A 17,254-nucleotide genomic window follows, 5' to 3' on the forward strand; every position below is an offset into this window, starting at 1 on the left:
CTAACCAGAGCAAGGCAAAAAAATCCCCGGCGCATAGATTTTGCCGGGGAAGAGGTGAATGCGCTTATTTAGACGCCGGACTGTAGTTGTCAACAAAGCCAGCGATTCTCTTACCGATAAGGGTGAGAAGTGGCCCGGCAAATACCCCGCCCAAACCGGCAATGACCAGTAACCGGTCATCGTTGGCGTTGCGTGACAGAACGAAAATACTCAACAGCATTCCGCTGAAGCAGGAAACAACAATCTGCAACAGGCATGCCCTGATTTCATCCAGGATGGGTTTCCGCTGCCTGAGCATGATATAGCGAACAATCCCGCCCCACGCCGCCATTCCAATGACGCAAAGTACAATACGGTGATCCATCAGGAGGATGTCCCGGATATGTGTTGCCTCGATCATAGTGATGCCCTCAGAAGTAAAAATGAATTCTCAATAAAACTAATGCGGCTAAATTATCACCAGATACGAGGGGGCTAAAATCACAAGACAACACATTTCACTGTGAGGTTTTCAGGCTGACATCACCGGGCAATTAAAAAATATAAAAGGCTTTGCATTTCAGGTGGTGTGACGACACCTTCCCCTGTGTGAAGAGGAAGGTGTAAAACACGACATCGTGACTGAGCCGGAGGGGTCACTCTGATGTCAGCACGGACACTTCCCCATTTTCCCGCCTTCGCTCGGGAACCGGGCTTCAAGGCATCGCCGGTGGAATTCGCGTTCGGTCATCGGCGTCATTTCCGGGTGTCTGACCTTCATGTGCCGGACATAATTCTGATAATCCTGCACGCCGACCATCAGGCGAAAACTCTGAGCAGTGCGTTTTATCGCCAGTTTCAGCCAGCCGGTCACATTGTGTGGTTTGGGCTGCACGGTGAACAACGGCTGACAGCGGATGACGTGTAACGCCGCAGGGCGCGCGGTTTTAAATAATGCTCTTGAATCAGACATGGCGGGCCTCGCGACGTTGTACAACAGCCGTTTCATGCACTGTCGGTGTGCTCGATTGCAGCGCGCGACGGATAACGAAGAACGCTGAAATCAGCATGGTGACCGCCACCAGCATAAAGAATCCACACAGGATGGCGTTGATCTGATTGTTCAGCACGATGGTTTGCATGTCCGCCAGCGTTTTGGCCGGTTTAATGATTTCGCCGCTGTCGATCCCGGCAGAGAATTTCTTCGCCTGCGCCAGGAATCCAATCGACGGTTTTTCGTGGAAAATCTTCTGCCAGCCCGCAGTCATCGAGGTGATAAACAGCCAGATAGTCGGCAAAATCGTGACCCATGCGTAGCGCTGTTTCTTCATTTTGAACAGCACCACGGTGCCCAGAATCAACGCCATCGAGGCCAGCATCTGATTACCAATACCAAACAGTGGCCACAGAGTATTAATGCCGCCCAGCGGATCGACGACACCCTGATAAACGAAGAAGCCCCAGCCCGCAACCGCGACGGTGGTACCGGCGAAAGTGCCGATCCACGAACGGTTATTTGCCAGCGAAGGGACGGCGACCCCCACCAGATCCTGCACCATAAAGCGGCAGGCGCGGGTACCGGCATCCACTGCGGTCAGAATAAATAAGGCTTCGAACAGGATAGCGAAGTGATACCAGAAGGCCATCATCGCGCGGCTGTTAAACACATCGGTGATGATGTGTGCCATCCCGACAGCGAAGGTTGGTGCGCCACCGGCGCGGGAAAGGATTGACTGCTCGCCGACATCTTTGGCTATTTGCGTAAGAATGTCTGGCGTGATGACAAAGCCCCAGCCGTTAATCACCTGTGAAGCGCTCTCTGCCGTGGTGCCGATCAGCGCCGCCGGAGAGTTCATCGCAAAATACACCCCCGGGTCGATAACCGACGCACAAATCAGCGCCATGATTGCCACGAACGACTCCATCAGCATCGCGCCGTAGCCGATAAAGCGGATATGGCTTTCGCGCTCAATCAGCTTCGGCGTTGTGCCGCTCGAGACCAGCGCATGGAAACCGGAAATCGACCCGCAGGCGATAGTGATAAACAGGAACGGGAACAGGCTGCCGGAGAATACCGGGCCGCTGCCGTCAATAAAGCGCGAAACCGCTGGCATTTTCATCTCTGGCATAGCAAAGACGATACCGACCGCCAGCCCGACAATGACGCCTATTTTCAGGAACGTTGAGAGATAATCGCGCGGTGCCAGCAGCAGCCAGACCGGCAATACCGAGGCAATAAACCCATAGATCACCAGCACCCAGGTCAGCGTGGTGCCGTGCAGGGTAAAGAACGGTCCCCAGTAAGGATCCGCCGCGACGTTGCCGCCGTAAACGATGGCGAGCATCATCAGCACGAAGCCAATCACCGACACTTCTGCAATTTTCCCCGGACGCAGAAAACGCATATAGATGCCCATAAACAGGGCAATGGGAATGGTCGCGGCAATGGTGAACAGACCCCACGGGCTATCGGCCAGCGCTTTGACGACCACTAACGCCAGCGCGGAAAGAATGATAATCATCACGCCCAGCGCGCCGAGCATGGTGATCACGCCCGCGAAACTGCCCAGTTCCTGCTTTGCCATTTCGCCCAGTGAACGGCCGTCACGACGGGTGGAGATGAACAGGATCAGGAAGTCTTGCACCGCACCGGCGAGCATCACGCCGACCAGGATCCAGATCGTGCCCGGCAGGAAACCCATTTGCGCAGCCAGTATCGGGCCGACCAGCGGACCCGCGCCTGCGATGGCGGCAAAGTGGTGGCCGAACAAAACCCATTTATTGGTCGGCACATAATCCAGCCCGTCGTTACGACGCTCGGCAGGTGTCATGCGTTTGTCATCGAGTTCGAAGACTTTTTCGGCGATAAACAGGCTGTAGAAACGGTAGGCAATGCTGTAACAGGCAACGGCAGCGACCACCAGCCACAGGGCGTTAACATGTTCGCCCCGGCTCAGGGCCAGCATTCCAAAGGCAAAAGCCCCGATTAACGCCACCACCAGCCAGGTTATCCCGGACTTGACGCTTTTCATGATGTACAACTCCTTATGAGTGGTCCGGTGATAGCCAGCCACTTTTTATGTCGAGAGTGTGATGTGGAGAGGTAAGGGTCGCATGGCCGAATGCGGTTGCGACTTTGTTGAATTACTGTTTAAAAATAATGTGTTTATACAGAAAAGTATGAAGTTAAAGATGAATTTGTGATGGGGCTGACGCTTTGCGCAGAGAAGACTGGTCGGATGACAATAAAGTTGTGGCGGGTAAGTAAAAAAGCAAAAAAACCGGCCACGGGGCCGGTTTTCCTGTCTGGTCAGTCAATTATTCAGCGGTTACTGGTTTTTCCTGACCCGGTTTGTGGTCACGCATCTGTTCCATTTTGGCCGCGCGGTTCTGGTAGTTCTCATTGAACTGTTTTTTCTGCTCTGGTGTCAGCAGGTTATACATTTTGTTCTCTGCGCGGGCACGGTCGAGCATACGATCAGACTGTGCTTTGGTAATGGTATCAATCTGCGATTTCACCTTGGCTTCATCGAAGCTGTCGGAAGCCACCAGGTTGTGCATCTGATCCATCTGGGCTTTCATCGCTGCGCGGTCAGGGCGCGCGCCGCTGTCTTTCATGATTTCTTTCATCTGCGTTTTCTGCTGCTCAGTCAGGTTCAGCGCCGCAAACGGGTTCATATGTTGCGGTCCTTTATGATGCAGCATTTTGCCGTGCGTCGCGGTCGCGGCGTCAGTGGCCGGCGTGGCTGCGGTTTCAGCAGCAAATGCGAAAGAAGCAGAGCTCAAAGCCAGAGTTGAAGCCACAATCATTGCGGTAAGTTTACGCATAATTAAATTCCTCATTGGAGATTCAGGCAATTCGCCCGTTTTGTTTCGACGAAAACAAGTCTACGCAATCCAATGAATAGTAATGCGGTGTGGATGTAAAAGAGTGAAAGGCGTGGTGTTACTTTTCCAGCGATCGTGGAGAAAGTGTTTAGAAAGCGTAAGGTTGCGCGAACAGGTGTGAAGGGAAGCTCAGATAAATCTGAGTAATGCGATGAATTAACACATTACCATGGCGAATGTTTCGCCGCCATACCTCCCGGGTAAACATTGATTGCTGTTGATGAGCAGTTTACTCCGGGGAAAAGCGCAAAATCAGGCATAATAGTTATCATTTGATTAACACTTCCTATAACAGTGCTGATGAATTATGACTCAATCCCGTTATGAAACGCTGGCGCGTACGTTGCGCAGACAAATTGATACGCAGGTCTGGTTGCCGGGCGACCGGCTGCCTTCCTTACGTGATACCTGCAAACAGTCTGGCCTGAGTCTGATGACGGTTTTGCAGGCCTATCAGTTGCTGGAAAGTCAGGGGGTGATTGTCGCGCGTCCGCAGTCCGGTTATTACGTGGCAGCGGGTATACAGCGGCCGGTGCGCCCATCACCCGACGGGTATTTGCATGCTGCAGAGCAGGTGGACGTCAATGACGCCATTTTCGACATTCTCAAAGCCGGGCAAGATCCCGCCGTGGTGCCACTCGGTTCCGCGTTTCCTGATCCGACACTTTTTCCGCAGCCACGTCTGGCGCGTTCCCTGGCCAGCGCGGTGCGCCGGATGTCCCCGCACAGCGCCATTGCGAATCTGCCACCGGGTAATGAAGAACTGCGCCGCAGCATTGCACAGCGCTATGCACAAAATGGTATTGAAGTCGCGCCCGATGAAATCGTCATTACGTCGGGTGCGATGGAGTCGCTCGGGTTAAGTTTGCAGGTGGTGACAGAGCCAGGTGACTGGGTTGCTATCGAATCGCCAGCTTTTTACGGCGTATTGCAGGCGATTGAACGGCGCAAATTAAAAGCCATCGCCATTCCGACTGACGTGCGTTACGGCATGGATCCCGATGCGCTGGAACAGGCGCTGAAACTTTATCCGATCAAAGCCTGCTGGCTGATGTCGAGTTTTCAGAACCCGCTCGGATGCAGTTTGCCGCCGGAGAAAAAAGCACGGCTGGTGAGTATTTTGCAGGGACATAAAGTGGCTCTGATCGAGGACGACGTATACAGCGAACTGTATTTTGGCAGCGAACGAACGGTGCCGCTGAAGGCGTCAGATTATCGCAGCGACATTCTGCATTGCTCATCGTTTTCGAAATCCCTCGCACCGGGCTTTCGCGTGGGCTGGGTGGCGGCGGGGGCTTATGCTGAACGTATTCAGCGCCTGCAACTGATGAGCACGTTATCGGCCAGCGTGCCGGTTCAACTGGCGTTAGCCGATTATCTGCAAAAGGGGGCGCAGCAGGGAGGTTACGATACCCATCTGCGACGCTTACGGCGCGTACTCGAACAACGGCAGATGGCGATGCGTCATGCGATTCTGGCGGAGTTTCCGGCGCAGGTGTCGGTGACGCAACCTGCAGGCGGCTATTTTCTGTGGCTGGATCTGGGTGACAATGTGGATGCGGCGCGGGTCTATCAGCGCGCGCTGACAAAAGGCGTCAGCGTCGCGCCCGGCACCATGTTCTCTGCCGACGAGCGTTTCAGCCATTGCATCCGTATCAATACCTCTTTCGAATGGGGGCCGCACACCGCGCGCGCCATCTCCATTCTGGCGGCGCTGGTGGCGGAAGAGATTAAAGGTTGAGAATGTTGTTCACAGATCCTGCTCACGCAGCGTCTTACCCACATTTCCGCCCGGATGCACTTTCAGCAGGCTTTGCTGATCGAAGCCGTTGCGCAGCATGATATTGCCGCACAATGCATCGAACACTGCCAGCACCAGCACGACAGACGTGGTGGCCAGCATATTGAGCGGGTCGATTTCCCGCCGGATATGCGTTTTCACCACTAGCGTAGCGGCGCGGGCAATCGCCGAATCCAGATTCTCCGTCACACTGATGATTGCCACACCTTTGGCTTTCAGCGTCGGTAACAGGCGCGTCAGCTCTTCAGAATTGCCGCCACGGGAAATCAGGATCATCAGGTCGTTGCTGCGCATAAATCCCAGGTCACCGTGGGCGGCATCGGTGGCGCTCAGATACACCGCCGGTTGCTCGACGCACGCCAGCATGTGGGCTATTTTCCGCGCGGCAATGCCCGACGTGCCGACGCCGGTGACGGCAATTTTGCCCGTGCAGCCGGTGACCAGCGTCAGTAACTGCTGCCATATATCAGCATCGAGATGATGCTGTAACGCCAGTAATTCCTGACTGTAGGTCTGCCAGCCCTGACACGCCAGGGTAAATTCTTCATCCGCATTCATTGGGTTTCCCCCTGCATCAGGCGGCGGTATTTCATGCTGTCGTGGTACATCTCATGAAATACGCGGTATTTACGGTCGTAATACTCTTTAATTTTGTTGGTTTGCGGTGTCACGGTTTTGCCGATGCGGCTCATGGCGGCCATCGCTTCTGGCAAAGAGTCGTAGGCGCCCGCCGCGACGGTGCCCATCATGGCACTGCCGAGCAGCATCGCTTCGCTTTCTTCCGGCAATAACATCGCGCAGCCTGTGGCGTTGGAATGCTCCTGAACAAACACCGGATTTTTGGTGCCGCCGCCGCTTGCCATCATGGTATCAATGCGATATCCGCTCTGATTCATGGTCTCGATAATGTGGCGGGTGCCCAGCGCCAGCGCCTGAATGGTGGCCAGATAATGCAGCGCCATGTCTTCCGGCGTACGCGAGAGTTTCAGGCCGGTCAGCGTACCGGTCAGCGTCGGGTTAGCGCGCGGTGAACGGTTGCCGTGGAAATAGGGCAGCATATGAATGTCTTTGGTCAGGAAGGCAATATTCTCCGGTTCACCGGCCATTTTTCGCAAAATGCCGTTGAGCACTTCATAGATGGTTTTGCCGCTGTCTTTGCCCTGTTTCAGTAAATCCTGATAACACGGATGCGACTGAATCACATGGTCAATCAGCGCCCCGGTAGTGGATTGTCCACCTTCGTTCAGCCAGTAATCAGGCAGAATGGCCGAATAGTATGGCCCCCAGATACCGCCGATATAGCGTGCGCTGCGGGACATCGCCATATGTGCCGTGGACGTGCCACCAATCAGCGCAATGCGGTTGTCGAAATCGGCCGATTCACCGGAGGCGCCGCTGGCACCGAGAATACCGAGGCTGCCTGCGTGGGCATCGATAATGGAAACGCTGACGGCGGTACCGGCCATCAGCCCCATTTCTGCAGCGGCACGCTGGGTCAGACCGTGTCCGAGCGGTTCACCCATGGTTTTCACTTCGCTGCCGATTTTCGCCGCGTTGTTTTCCAGTAAATCTTCCAGTCCGATCTGACGGAAATAGCTGGGATCCCAGCGGTCTTCATGGCCGATATACGTCCATTTACAGACGGTAGAACACAGCGAACGGGTGGTGTCCTGCGTGGCGCGCCAGGTCAGAAAATCCGGCAGGTCGAACAGGTGGCCGACGTTGTTCCAGGTGGTGGGCATATGCTGTTTCAGCCACAGCAATTTTGGCGTCTGCATTTCCGGCGAAATAATCCCGCCGACGAATTCCAGCACGCGGTGACCTGTGGCGTTGATGCGCTCGGCCTGAGTAATGGCGCGGTGATCCATCCAGACAATAATGTTTTGCTCGCTGCGCCCGGACGGGCTGACGGTCAGCGGCTTGCCTTCTTTATCCAGCACTACCAGCGAACAGGTGGCGTCGAAACCGATACCTTTCACCTGAATCGGGTTGATGTCCGCCTGATTGACCGCGTCTTTCACGGCATTGCAAACGGACTGCCAGATCTCATCAGAAGATTGCTCAACGAAATCGGCTTTCGGGCGGTACAACGTAATCTCACGGCTGGCCTGGCCGACCATGCGGCCGGTCATGTCGAAGACGCCCGCGCGGGCGCTGCCGGTTCCTACGTCTACTCCAATAAAATAACTCGCCATGTTCTTTCCCTTCGGTAAAAAGCTTTCGCTTAAGATTTTCTGTTTTGCAGAGCGATAAACAGGATCAGGACGCCGCCCCACAGAGCCATTGTCAGGTAACTGCTGACGCCCATCAGGTTCAGGCCGCTTTCCAGCATTTGCAGGACGATCAGCGCCAGTACCAGTCCGATGACCCGCCCGAAGCCGCCGTCGGGGTTAATTCCGCCGAGCACGGAGGCCAGAATGGTTACCAGCAAATACGAGTCACCGTAGCCTGCTTTTGCCGAGTTAAATTTGGACATCATCAGCAGTGCCGCGCCCCAGCCGAGCAGGGCGGAAAGCACATACACCGCGATGGTCACTTTGTGCGTATTGACGCCACTGAAGCGCGTGGCCTGTTCGTTGGAACCCATCAGATACAAACTGCGGCCAAGCGTGGTGTGTTCGAGTAAAACCCACAACAACAGCGCCACCAGCAGGAAAAGCAGCAGGGCGACGGGAATGCCCAGCAGACTGCCATTGCTCAGATACTGTATCGCCGCCGGGAAGCCGGAAATCACCGCGCCGTTGGTCAGCAGAATATTCAGCCCGGCGATAAGTGTCATGGTGCCGAGCGTTGCCAGAATCGGTGAGACACCGATATACGCAATCAGCGCGCCGTTAAGTACGCCAATGACAACCGCAACAGCCAGACCGGCGAGCATCGCCAGCACGAAATATTGCGGCTGATCCGGATGTGCCACCAGAATGGCCGCCATGACCAGCGAACAGGCATTGGCACCGGCAATGACCGAAAGGTTGATACCGCCGGTGAGCATGGTGATGCCCATCCCCAGCGCCAGCATGCCCAGAATCGGCAACTGCGAAGAGATCGACTGGAAATTACCGACGCTGTAGAAACTGCCGCCCAGCGTGAATGAGAACAACACGGCAACGGCGACGATGATCAGCAACTGCAAACGGATGATGCGGTCGCCGGGGAAGAATCGGTTTAAGGTTGTCATGTCACATCCCCTTTGCCAGTTTGCGTTTTTCATTCCACGCGGTGCTGCTGATGCTGACCAGAATGATCACGCCGCTGAAAACCTGATGCCAGTAAGACGAAATGCTCAGCAAGGTCAGGCCGTTTTGCAGGAAGGCCAGCAGCATCACACCGAGAATGGTGCCGGTGAGCGAGCCGCGTCCGCCGGTCATGCTGGTGCCGCCTAAGACCACCGCCGCCAGTACCGTCAGCTCATAACCGAGCAGTGAGTTAGGTGCCACCGACTGCGTAATTTGTGCCTGCACCACGGCAGCGATACCCGCCAGCAATCCCATAAAACCGTAGACGTAAAAATGTAGCCGCAGGATGTTCAGACCGAGACGCGACGCGGCGTCACGGTTGCTGCCCATCGCGTAAATCTGACGTCCCACGCGGGTGCGGTTCATCAGCACGCCGGTGGCGATAATCACGCCCAGCAGGCTGAGCAGCGGCAGCGTCAGGCCATAGTCATAGCCATCGGCAGCGGTAAAGGAGAACCAGTTAATGCCGTTCATAAACCAGTCAGGGAAACCGTACAGCCAGGTGCCGTTGGTCAGATACACCAGCAAACCGTAGAACAGGTTCAGCGTGGCAATGGTGATAATAATGGCCGGAACGCGCAGCCAGTAAACCAGAAAACCGTTCACCAGCCCGAGTAACAAACCGGTACCCATCGACATGGCAAACGCCAGCGGAAAGCTGCCGCCATGATGAATGATGTAACTCGCCATCACGTACTGACCGATGGAGGTGACGGCCGGGAAGGAGATGTCGATGCCACCGGCGATCAGCACCACAAACAGGCCACAGGCCAGAATACCGAGAATGGCGTAACTGGTGGCGACATCGGTCAGGTTGCCAAGCGTCATAAATTCACTGGTGCTGACACTCAGGCCAATCACCAGCAGCAGAACCAGTAATCCCAGCCAGAATTCGTGCTGAGAAAACAGTTTCGAGAGAGATTTATTATCCATTGATCGCCTCCGCAATTTGCGCTTCGCTGCTCTGGTGTGGGGCGAATTCCGCCACCAGTTCGCCTTTGCGCATCACCAGCACGCGGTGACTGTTGTAATAAGCTTCCGGGATTTCATCGCAAATCATCAGCACCGCCATGCCGGACTCCGCCAGATCACGTGCGATGCGATAAATCCCTTCTTTGTTGGCGATATCGACACCCACCGTGGGGGAGTCGAGGATCAGGATATGCGGTTGCGTCGCCACCCATTTGGCGATAGCGATACGCTGCGCATTGCCGCCGGACAGGGTTTTCACTGGCAGGCCGCTGTCCGACACTTTAATGTTCAGATCACGGATCAGGTCTTTCACCACTGACGCTGCTTTGCGGTGATCCATCAGCCCTGCGCGGGTGTGCAACTTGTCGAAAATCGACACCAGCGTGTTGTCGTAAATGGATTGCTCCATGATCAACCCTTGTGTCAGACGGTCTTCCGACACATAAGCAATACCGTGGCGGATAGCATCGCGGTTGCTGTGGAATTTCACCGCATTGCCGTTAACGCGGATTTCCCCGCTGTCCGGCTGGCTCATGCCAAACAGGCTCAGACACAGCTCGGTTCGCCCTGAACCGAGCAGACCGATAATCGAGGTGATCTCGCCCTGACGCAGCGACAGCGAAATATCCTGATACTGACCTTTGCGGCTCAGGCGGCGGACTTCCAGCAGCGGCGTCACGTCTGCGGGCGCACGGTGCGGCAGATGACTGTAGGTAAAACGCTGTCCGGTCATCAGGAAGGCCAGCTCATTGCTGTCGAGTTCGCTGGCCGGATAGGTGCCGACCAGTTTGCCGTCACGCATCACGCTGATACGGTCAGCGACTTCCATCACTTCATCAAGACGGTGGCTGACAAACACCACGCAAATACCGGCGGCTTTCAGCTCATTCACCACCCGCAGCAGACCGTTTACTTCGGTGCGGGTCAGTGAGGCGGTTGGTTCATCCATGATAACCAGACTGGCGTCAGCGGCGATTGCGCGGCATATTGCCACTAACTGACGGTCGGCGATCGACAGCTTTTCGACTTTACGATCCGGGTCCAGAGAGACGCCGACGCGTTGCATCGCCGCGACCGCTTTTTTGCGCATTGCCTCGCGATGTACCCAGAAATCGCCGCCCGGTAAATAACGGTGAATAGCGATATTTTCAGCCACCGATAAATTCGGGAATAAAGATAAATCCTGATAAATAACCTGAATGCCGTAATAAGAAGAAAGTTGTGGCGTCAGGGTATGAAATAATTTCCCGTCGAGGGTAATCGCCGCCCCTTTTTCCGGCTGATAGACCCCGGAAATGACTTTAATAATGGTGCTCTTGCCGCAGCCATTCTGACCCGCGAGGCAATGCACTTCGCCTTTATTCAGCGTCAGGCTGACATTATCCAGCGCTAATACGCCGGGGAATTTTTTACTGATTTTTTCGAGGCTGATAAAGGCCTCAGCAGGGGCAGGGGACGTGCGCGAACTGGACGACGGAGTGAGAGTATTCATCACATTATCCTTACAACATACCCTTCATACTTCGCGCTGTGGATGCGTTGGCTGCACTCGCTCACCCGAATCACTTACTTATGTAAGCTCATCGGGATTCACTCATTTGCCACCTTCCCACAACTCGAATTATTTAGGGTATAAGTTTTCAATGTCTGATTAGAAATTCAGATACGGCACAGCAAACATCGCCGTATCTGTTTCTATTTGCCTGGTGTGGCGCTGGAGATAAATTTATCTCCGGTAAATATCCGGTAAATAAAAGCATTAAAAAGTTAAATCAGAAGCCAAGTGATTTCGCATTCTCTGGTGTGACTTCCAGAATTTTATTAAAGCGGATCACATGCTTATCCATATCCACATCAGCTTTGCCCAGCCCGTCAATGCTCAGATCTTTAGTCACTTCTTTACCCTGCAACATCTGGTCAGCAACGGTGACTAAGGCGTAACCGGCATCTTTCGGATCCCACAACAGCACTTTCTTAATATCGCCACGCATCAGATAGGGCGCGGCCTGAGCTGGCATAGCGATACCGACAACGGCAATTTTATTTTTCGCACGTTTCTGCTGAACGGCCTGACCGGCACCGATCGGGCCGAGCGAACCGAAACCGATAATCCCTTTCAGGTCAGGGTAGGTTTTCATTAAATCGAGCGTCGTGGAGTAAGACTTATCGATGTTTTCTGCGACCGGCAGGCGTGAAGTGACTTCATGCATGTCCGGGTATTTTTCTTTCTGATATTTAATGGCGGCATCAGCCCATGCGTTATGCAATGGCACGGTCAGGGAACCGACATAAATCGCATAACCGCCTTTGCCGCCCATATCTTTCGCCAGCTCGTCCATATTGGCTTCGGCATATTTCTGGCTGTCGATGGTTTCGATATCCCACTGACCAATCTGCTGATCGGGAGATTCATGTGTTAACACCACGATGCCCTGATCACGGGCTTTTTTCAGCACCGGCTCCAGCACTTTGGCGTCGTTCGGTACCACGATAATGGCGTCGACTTTTTTGGCGATCAAATCTTCAATCACTTTGACCTGCTGTGCCGGATCCGGCGTGGATGCGCCTACCTGATAGGCGTTGACATCCAGCTTCTGCGCGGCTTCTTTTACGCCGACTTCCATGCGGGTGAACCAGGGAATACCGGTGACTTTAGCGACGACGGCAATGTCATAGGGTTTGGCGGCGAACGACGGTGTTGTGAATAACATGCATGCTGAAACCACACATGCACTGACTAATGCGAGGTTAAATTTCATGTCTGTACCTTTCTTATGAGGTTCTGTTTTGGTGTAGGGAACGGATGGTGGTTATTTATTCCACATTCAGAGATTAACTTAAGGGGAAAGCTGTTTTCGCGTGGTCGTGAACGGAATGTGATCAAAGCCCTAAAATGTTAAATTAAGTGGTTTTATATGTAAAAATTAAGTTAATTAAAAATATAAAAACCATCATAGCTTGGGATTTGATAAATGTTACCGATAACAATTAAACAAAAAAATACCTAATATTTAACAAATAAGAAACATGAGAAAGTAATAACGGTCTTTTTTCTGAAAGAAAGACCGCGTGGTTTTTTTTATTTGCACAGACTGTGAGCAGCGTCACGGGACGCGGGTGCGCCAAAATCGTGCGCTGTTGCACCTTTATCTGGCATTGCTCTGCATTGAAGCGCGGGTGATCCGCGCCGGATCACAATCCTGCATAAAACATTCCACCCGAAATCAAAATATTTCCCTGCATACTCATTCTTGTGCCCTCGTTGCTGCAAAAGGGGATTTTTTCTTTTATTCATTTTTTATGCAATTAAAGTGAATAACAGGCGATATTAAGTGGTTGTTTTTTCTCGATGTCATTTTTTTTATTCACTTTTTTCCTTTGCTGGCATGAAGACTGCAATCTATGATGAGACTGAGTGAAATTATTTGTTAACTTTTAAATAACAAATTAGTAACTGCCATTTCTCGCCAGCGCGATTGCCCGCTAAATGTGCAAAAACATCGGAACCCGGTGCACTTCCTGTCTGTATGGGGGACGGGGGTGTGCACCCTGAAATCAGCGAAAAAGAGGTTTATATGGAACACCAACAGCAACCACAAAACGTCAGCCGCCAGAACTTTGATGACTGGATGGTGCCGGTTTATGCCCCGGCGGCGTTTATTCCTGTGCGTGGCGAAGGATCCTGGCTGTGGGATCAGACGGGTAAAGATTATGTCGATTTCGCAGGCGGGATTGCCGTGAATGCGCTGGGACATGCGCATCCGGAAATTCGTAAAACCTTGCATGAACAGGCGGATAAAGTCTGGCATCTGGGCAACGGTTACACCAACGAACCGGTGCTGCGTCTGGCGAAGCAACTGATCGACGCCACCTTTGCGGACAAAGTGTTTTTCTGTAACTCCGGCGCGGAAGCCAACGAAGCGGCGCTGAAACTGGCCAGGCTGTACGGTAATAAATCCGGCGGCGAAAAGAATGAAATCATCGCCTTCAAAAACGCGTTTCATGGCCGCACGCTGTTTACGGTGACGACCGGCGGTCAGCCGAAATATTCAGAAGATTTTGCGCCTTTACCGCAGGCGATTACCCATCTGCCGTTTAACGATCTGGCCGCCGTTGCCAGCCAGATTTCTTCCCGCACCTGTGCCGTGATTGTCGAACCGATCCAGGGCGAAGGCGGTGTGGTACCGGCAGAGGCCGGTTTCCTGCAAGGTCTGCGTGAGCTGTGTGACAAACATCAGTCTGTGCTGATTTTCGATGAAGTACAGACCGGCGTCGGGCGTACCGGCGAGCTGTATGCGTATCAGCATTACGGCGTGGTGCCGGACATTCTGACCAGCGCCAAAGCGCTGGGTGGCGGTTTCCCGATTGGCGCGATGCTGACCACTGACCGCTATGCTGCGTTATTCCAGCCGGGCACGCACGGCACCACTTACGGCGGTAACCCGCTGGCGACGGCGGTGGCGGGCAAAGTCTTTGAGCTGATTAACACGCCGGAGGTGTTGTCCGGTGTGCAAAAGCGTCATCAGTGGTTTGCCGATGGTCTGAAACGCATCAATGACCGTTATAAGGTGTTCAGCGAAGTGCGCGGGCAGGGGCTGCTGATCGGCGCTGTGATGAGTGAACGGTATAAAGATCAGGCCAAACAGCTGAACACGCTGGCGGCAGAAGAAGGACTGATCGCCCTGATTGCCGGGCCAAATGTACTGCGCTTTGCGCCATCACTGATTATTCCGGGCGCGGATATTGAAGAAGGGCTGAACCGCCTTGAGCGGGCTGTCGCGCGCCTGTGCGTGTGATTCTTTGGGTTAAATGAGGTAGCGCATCATGATGTTGATTCGACCTGTGCGGCCCGGCGATCTCGCCGATATCCTGCAGTTGTCAGGCAAAACCGGCATCGGTTTAACGTCTTTGCCCAAGGATGAAGCGCATTTACGCGGGCGCATTGAGCGCTCAGTGGCGACCTGGGAAGGTCGCCTGGAAAAAGGCGAACAGGGCTATCTGTTCGTGCTCGAAGACACCGAACAGCAAAAAGTTGTCGGCGTCAGCGCTATTGAAGTGGCGGTCGGGCTGAGTGAGCCGTGGTACAACTTCCGCCTCGGCACGCTGGTGCACGCCTCCAAAAGCCTGAATATTTATAAGCCGGTGCCGACGCTGTTTCTGAGTAACGATCACACCGGTTATACCGAACTTTGCACGCTGTTCCTCGATCCGGACTGCCGTCACGGCAAAAACGGGCAACTGTTGTCGAAGGTCCGTTTCCTGTTTCTGGCGGCATTTCGTGAGTATTTCTCCCGCAAGGTAATTGCGGAGATGCGCGGCATGTCTGACGACAGCGGCCATTCCCCGTTCTGGGACAGTGTCGGGCGTCATTTTTTTGGTATGGAATTCGCCGAAGCTGACCGTCTGACCGGCATGGGACAGAAATCCTTTATTGCCGAACTGATGCCAAAGCATCCTTTATATACCGAATTGCTCAGCCATGAGGCCCGTGAAGTGATCGGCGAAGTACATCCGCAAACCGCCCCGGCGCGTGCCGTACTTGAAGGTGAAGGGCTGCGTTACGAAGGTTATGTGGATATCTTCGATGCCGGTCCGACGCTCGAAGGTGAAATCGATCAGTTACGCGCCGTCAAAGAAAGCCGTCTGTTGCCGGTGCGGCTGGCGGAACACCGCAGCGGTCGTGATGAGCCGCTGTACCTGGTGGCCAACGAGCAATATCAGCATTTCCGCGCCCTGCTGGTGCCGGGCGGAGATTCAGCAGATTCGCTGACGCTTAATTCCCGCGAGGCTGACATGCTTGGCCTGCGCGAGGGCGATACCCTGCGCGCCGTGGCGCTTTTCCCCGGCGATAAACCGGCTCCTGCAACCCCTATTCTCAAAAAGGAAAGTCTCGCATGATGCAACCTGCACTTTTTATTCAGGGCCAGTGGCGCAGCGGACAAGGCGCGCAACTGAACAAAACCAATCCGGCAGATAATACGTTGTTGTGGTCGGCACTGAGCGCCAATGCGGAAGATGTCGATGCTGCCTGTACAGCCGCCCGCACGGCATTTCCCGCCTGGGCACGTAAAACCGTGGCCGAACGCGCCGAAGTGATTCAACGTTTTGCGGATTTACTGACGGAACATAAAGCACGGCTGGCGGAAATTATCAGTCTGGAAACCAGCAAACCACGCTGGGAGACGCTGACCGAGATTCAGGCGATGATCGGCAAGGTGTCGATTTCACTGGAAGCCAACCAGCAACGCACTGGCGAGAAACACACCGCCATGCCCGACGGTGAAGCCGTGCTGCGCCACCGGCCGCATGGCGTGCTGGCGGTTTTTGGTCCGTATAATTTCCCCGGACATCTGCCGAACGGCCATATCGTTCCGGCCTTGCTGGCGGGCAACACGCTGGTCTTCAAACCGAGCGAACTGACGCCCAAAACTGCCGAAGAAACGGTGAAGTTGTGGCAACAGGCGGGACTGCCGGAAGGTGTGCTGAATCTGGTACAAGGCGGTCGTTCGACCGGTGAGGCGCTGGCAGTGTGCCACAATATCGACGGTCTGCTGTTTACCGGCAGCGCGGGCACCGGCTATCAGTTGCACCGCCAGCTCGCCGGTCAGCCTGAAAAAATTCTGGCGCTGGAAATGGGCGGCAACAACGCGCTGATTGTCGAGCCGGTAGAAGATATTGATGCAGCGGTTAATCTGACTATTCAGTCGGCGTTTATTTCTGCCGGACAGCGTTGTACCTGTGCACGCCGTCTGCTGGTGAAAGAGGGCGCGGCAGGTGATGCATTTATCGCGCGTTTGCTCGATGTCACCATGCAACTGCGCGTGGGCGGCTGGAACGATGATCCGCAGCCGTTTATGGGCGGTGTGATTTCTGACGTGGCGGCACGCAATATGCTCAAAGCACAGGACGAACTGCTGGCGCTGGGCGGTAAACCTCTGCTGTTGCTGACGCGCCCGGATCCGCTCAATACCCTGCTGACACCGGGGATTATCGATCTGACCGGTGTGGCGGGCATTCCCGATGAAGAATACTTCGGCCCGTTGCTGAGCATTTACCGTTACAGCGATTTCGATAATGCCGTCGCCCTCGCCAATCAGACCCGTTTCGGGCTGGCCACCGGACTTATCTCTGCTGAGCGCTCTCAGTTTGAGCAGCTATTATTGGAAGCAAGGGCGGGCATTGTGAACTGGAACAAACCGCTGACCGGCGCATCGAGCAACGCGCCTTTTGGTGGCATCGGTGCTTCAGGCAATCACCGCCCAAGTGCTTATTATGCGGCGGATTATTGTGCCTGGCCGATGGCCTCGCTGGAAACAGACAAGCTGGAACTCCCTGCGACGCTGTCGCCTGGTATTGATTTCCGTACAACCTGAGGAGA

General features: G+C 54.3%; 15 protein-coding genes. 5 read left to right on the forward strand and 10 right to left on the reverse strand.

Going from position 1 to position 17,254, the window contains the following annotated elements:
- Positions 1-64: 64 nt before the first annotated feature.
- The 4 genes from GW591_RS03740 to spy all read right to left on the reverse strand — a co-directional run bounded on the left by GW591_RS03740 (position 65) and on the right by spy (position 3,807).
- Positions 65-400 carry a phage holin family protein gene (locus tag GW591_RS03740; RefSeq protein WP_013574994.1) on the reverse strand — a complete coding sequence of 112 codons (336 nt, stop codon included), beginning with the start codon at positions 398-400 and terminating at the stop codon, positions 65-67.
- 246 nt (positions 401-646) lie between these two features.
- Complete coding sequence (locus GW591_RS03745; RefSeq protein ID WP_013574995.1) at positions 647-952, reverse strand: YbdD/YjiX family protein; 306 nt, start codon at positions 950-952, stop codon at positions 647-649.
- Positions 945-3,011 (reverse strand): carbon starvation CstA family protein, encoded by a 2,067-nt coding sequence (locus GW591_RS03750; RefSeq protein WP_013574996.1) that lies wholly within the window; start codon positions 3,009-3,011, stop codon positions 945-947. Before GW591_RS03750 ends, GW591_RS03745 begins: the two co-directional genes overlap by 8 nt.
- Before the next feature lie 286 nt (positions 3,012-3,297).
- Positions 3,298-3,807 (reverse strand): ATP-independent periplasmic protein-refolding chaperone Spy, encoded by a 510-nt coding sequence (gene spy / locus GW591_RS03755; protein WP_013574997.1) that lies wholly within the window; start codon positions 3,805-3,807, stop codon positions 3,298-3,300.
- Positions 3,808-4,174: 367 nt separating this feature from the next.
- Here spy and GW591_RS03760 point away from each other — a divergent pair, with 367 nt between their 5' ends.
- Complete coding sequence (locus GW591_RS03760) at positions 4,175-5,608, forward strand: aminotransferase-like domain-containing protein (RefSeq protein WP_166860132.1); 1,434 nt, start codon at positions 4,175-4,177, stop codon at positions 5,606-5,608.
- Positions 5,609-5,617: 9 nt separating this feature from the next.
- Here GW591_RS03760 and GW591_RS03765 read toward each other — a convergent pair whose 3' ends face one another.
- The 6 genes from GW591_RS03765 to GW591_RS03790 form a co-directional block, all read right to left on the reverse strand.
- Complete coding sequence (locus tag GW591_RS03765) at positions 5,618-6,226, reverse strand: KpsF/GutQ family sugar-phosphate isomerase (protein ID WP_013574999.1); 609 nt, start codon at positions 6,224-6,226, stop codon at positions 5,618-5,620.
- Positions 6,223-7,863: an FGGY-family carbohydrate kinase gene (locus GW591_RS03770; RefSeq protein ID WP_013575000.1), complete on the reverse strand. Its 1,641-nt coding sequence runs from the start codon at positions 7,861-7,863 to the stop codon at positions 6,223-6,225. The genes GW591_RS03765 and GW591_RS03770 overlap by 4 nt, the downstream gene beginning before the upstream one ends.
- Before the next feature lie 29 nt (positions 7,864-7,892).
- Positions 7,893-8,846: an ABC transporter permease gene (locus tag GW591_RS03775; RefSeq protein ID WP_013575001.1), complete on the reverse strand. Its 954-nt coding sequence runs from the start codon at positions 8,844-8,846 to the stop codon at positions 7,893-7,895.
- A 1-nt stretch (position 8,847) separates the two neighbouring features.
- A complete protein-coding gene (locus tag GW591_RS03780) occupies positions 8,848-9,837 on the reverse strand; it encodes an ABC transporter permease (RefSeq protein ID WP_013575002.1) in 990 nt (329 codons plus the stop codon).
- A complete protein-coding gene (locus tag GW591_RS03785; protein ID WP_051931094.1) occupies positions 9,830-11,368 on the reverse strand; it encodes a sugar ABC transporter ATP-binding protein in 1,539 nt (512 codons plus the stop codon). The genes GW591_RS03780 and GW591_RS03785 overlap by 8 nt, the downstream gene beginning before the upstream one ends.
- A gap of 280 nt (positions 11,369-11,648) precedes the next feature.
- Positions 11,649-12,635 carry an autoinducer 2 ABC transporter substrate-binding protein gene (locus GW591_RS03790; protein WP_013575004.1) on the reverse strand — a complete coding sequence of 329 codons (987 nt, stop codon included), beginning with the start codon at positions 12,633-12,635 and terminating at the stop codon, positions 11,649-11,651.
- Positions 12,636-12,993: 358 nt separating this feature from the next.
- Here GW591_RS03790 and GW591_RS03795 point away from each other — a divergent pair, with 358 nt between their 5' ends.
- The 4 genes from GW591_RS03795 (at position 12,994) to astD (ending at position 17,249) form a co-directional block, all read left to right on the forward strand.
- Complete coding sequence (locus tag GW591_RS03795; protein WP_126124174.1) at positions 12,994-13,191, forward strand: hypothetical protein; 198 nt, start codon at positions 12,994-12,996, stop codon at positions 13,189-13,191.
- Between the two features lie 260 nt (positions 13,192-13,451).
- The gene (locus GW591_RS03800; RefSeq protein WP_166860134.1) at positions 13,452-14,672 is read left to right on the forward strand and encodes an aspartate aminotransferase family protein; all 1,221 of its coding nucleotides are present in this window, start codon (positions 13,452-13,454) and stop codon (positions 14,670-14,672) included.
- 28 nt (positions 14,673-14,700) lie between these two features.
- Positions 14,701-15,774 carry an arginine N-succinyltransferase gene (astA, locus tag GW591_RS03805; RefSeq protein WP_013575006.1) on the forward strand — a complete coding sequence of 358 codons (1,074 nt, stop codon included), beginning with the start codon at positions 14,701-14,703 and terminating at the stop codon, positions 15,772-15,774.
- A complete protein-coding gene (gene astD, locus GW591_RS03810) occupies positions 15,771-17,249 on the forward strand; it encodes a succinylglutamate-semialdehyde dehydrogenase (protein ID WP_166860135.1) in 1,479 nt (492 codons plus the stop codon). Before astA ends, astD begins: the two co-directional genes overlap by 4 nt.
- Positions 17,250-17,254: the final 5 nt, after the last annotated feature.

The sequence above is a fragment of the Rahnella aceris genome, assembly GCF_011684115.1.
GTDB classification, from domain to species: domain Bacteria; phylum Pseudomonadota; class Gammaproteobacteria; order Enterobacterales; family Enterobacteriaceae; genus Rahnella; species Rahnella aceris.

Coding starts and splice junctions, on each gene's coding strand:
- GW591_RS03775 (WP_013575001.1), bottom strand. CDS start 8,846: ATGACAACCTTAAACCGATTCTTCCCCGGCGACCGCATCATCCGTTTG.
- GW591_RS03750 (WP_013574996.1), bottom strand. CDS start 3,011: ATGAAAAGCGTCAAGTCCGGGATAACCTGGCTGGTGGTGGCGTTAATC.
- astD (WP_166860135.1), top strand. CDS start 15,771: ATGATGCAACCTGCACTTTTTATTCAGGGCCAGTGGCGCAGCGGACAA.
- GW591_RS03760 (WP_166860132.1), top strand. CDS start 4,175: ATGACTCAATCCCGTTATGAAACGCTGGCGCGTACGTTGCGCAGACAA.
- GW591_RS03800 (WP_166860134.1), top strand. CDS start 13,452: ATGGAACACCAACAGCAACCACAAAACGTCAGCCGCCAGAACTTTGAT.
- GW591_RS03790 (WP_013575004.1), bottom strand. CDS start 12,635: ATGAAATTTAACCTCGCATTAGTCAGTGCATGTGTGGTTTCAGCATGC.
- spy (WP_013574997.1), bottom strand. CDS start 3,807: ATGCGTAAACTTACCGCAATGATTGTGGCTTCAACTCTGGCTTTGAGC.
- GW591_RS03770 (WP_013575000.1), bottom strand. CDS start 7,863: ATGGCGAGTTATTTTATTGGAGTAGACGTAGGAACCGGCAGCGCCCGC.
- GW591_RS03765 (WP_013574999.1), bottom strand. CDS start 6,226: ATGAATGCGGATGAAGAATTTACCCTGGCGTGTCAGGGCTGGCAGACC.
- GW591_RS03745 (WP_013574995.1), bottom strand. CDS start 952: ATGTCTGATTCAAGAGCATTATTTAAAACCGCGCGCCCTGCGGCGTTA.
- GW591_RS03785 (WP_051931094.1), bottom strand. CDS start 11,368: ATGAATACTCTCACTCCGTCGTCCAGTTCGCGCACGTCCCCTGCCCCT.
- astA (WP_013575006.1), top strand. CDS start 14,701: ATGATGTTGATTCGACCTGTGCGGCCCGGCGATCTCGCCGATATCCTG.
- GW591_RS03780 (WP_013575002.1), bottom strand. CDS start 9,837: ATGGATAATAAATCTCTCTCGAAACTGTTTTCTCAGCACGAATTCTGG.
- GW591_RS03740 (WP_013574994.1), bottom strand. CDS start 400: ATGATCGAGGCAACACATATCCGGGACATCCTCCTGATGGATCACCGT.